Annotated in this window: 1 protein-coding gene; it reads right to left on the bottom strand. The window is 67.6% G+C overall.

Annotation, left to right across the window (positions count from 1 at the left end):
- On the bottom strand, positions 1-244 hold a 244-nt coding region (locus tag EN884_RS38890; protein WP_164746613.1), incomplete at both ends, for an immunoglobulin-like domain-containing protein.

Below are 244 nucleotides of genomic sequence, written 5' to 3'. Positions count from 1 at the left end.
GTGATGTCGCCCTTGTCGGTGGTGATCGTGGTGACGCCATGCGAGGCGTCCGACAGCGTCGCCGTGAACACGTAGTTGGCGACCGCGCCCTCGGCGACCGTCGAGGCGCTCAGGTTGACCGTCGCGTCGGTGGTGGTGTCGGTGACGTTGGCCGTCGCCGTGCCGGTGCCGATCACCAGGTGCTCGAAGTTGCCGCCCGCGGTGGCGGTGATGTTGGCGGTCAGGCTCGATGCGTCGTTGTAGA

Origin of the sequence: Mesorhizobium sp. M7A.F.Ca.AU.001.01.1.1, assembly GCF_004022735.1 — a bacterium.
Lineage (GTDB): Bacteria > Pseudomonadota > Alphaproteobacteria > Rhizobiales > Rhizobiaceae > Mesorhizobium > Mesorhizobium ciceri.
This window is presented reverse-complemented; position numbering and strand designations above follow the sequence as displayed.